The sequence below is a fragment of the Actinoallomurus acaciae genome (assembly GCF_042429965.1).
Classification (GTDB): domain Bacteria; phylum Actinomycetota; class Actinomycetes; order Streptosporangiales; family Streptosporangiaceae; genus Actinoallomurus; species Actinoallomurus acaciae.
Map to the genome: position 1 here is coordinate 1 of NZ_JBHLZP010001119.1, position 1,028 is coordinate 1,028.

Genomic DNA, 1,028 nt, shown 5'->3' on the forward strand with positions numbered 1-1,028 from the left:
TGGATGATCTTGAAGTAGGTGAGGGCCTTCTGGCTCGGTGTGGATTGCGATTTCTGCACCGGCGACCAGGAAGGCCCTCATGCCGCACCGTAACGCACCCCTGACCGAGACCGGGCGTCTGCGAGTGGCCCGTCGTGTCGTCGAGGATGGCTGGCCGTTGCGGCGGGCCGCTGAACGCTTCCAGGTCTCACCCACGACCGCGAAACGGTGGGCGGACCGCTACCGCGCCTGTGGGGAGGCAGGGATGGCCGACCGTTCCAGCCGCCCGCACACCAGTCCCCGACGCACCCCCACCCGAACCGAACGGCGGATCATCAAAGTCCGGGTGACCCGCCGCTGGGGGCCGGCCCGGATCGCCGGACTGCTGCGGCTGAATCCGGCTACCGTGCACCGGGTGCTTGTCCGGTACCGCCTCAATCGCCTGGCGTGGATGGATCGTGCGACCGGGCGGGTGATCCGCCGCTATGAGCGCGCCGCGCCGGGCGAGTTGGTGCATGTGGACATTAAGAAGCTGGGCAACATCCCCGATGGCGGCGGGCACAAGGTCCTGGGCCGCCCGGCCGGGCGCAAAACCCGCTCCGGCGCCGGCTACAGCTATATCCACACCGCCGTCGATGACCACTCCCGCCTGGCCTACAGCGAAATCCTCCCCGACGAACGCAAACACACCGCCGCCGCGTTCTGGACCCGCGCCCACGCCTTCTTCACCGCGGCCGGCATCACCGTCAAACGCGTCATCACAGATAACGGCGCCTGCTACAAGTCCCATCCCTGGCGCGATGCCCTGGCCGCCGCCGGCATCACCCACAAACACACCCGCCCCTACCGGCCTCAAACCAACGGCAAGGTCGAACGCTTCAACCGCACCCTGCTAGAGGAATGGGCCTACGCCCGCCCCCACCGCTCAGAGACCGAACGCCGCCAAGCCTTCCCCGACTGGCTACACAACTACAATCACCACCGCACACACACCGCGCTGGGAGGCCGACCACCCGCCAGCCGCATCCCCAACCTCACGGGACAGTACA

1 protein-coding gene is annotated in these 1,028 nt (G+C 67.9%); it reads left to right on the forward strand.

Annotated features, from left to right (window positions below; all coding sequences use genetic code 11):
- Positions 1-79: 79 nt before the first annotated feature.
- On the forward strand, positions 80-1,028 hold a 949-nt coding region (locus tag ACFFNX_RS50990; RefSeq protein ID WP_378213728.1), incomplete at its 3' end, for an IS481 family transposase.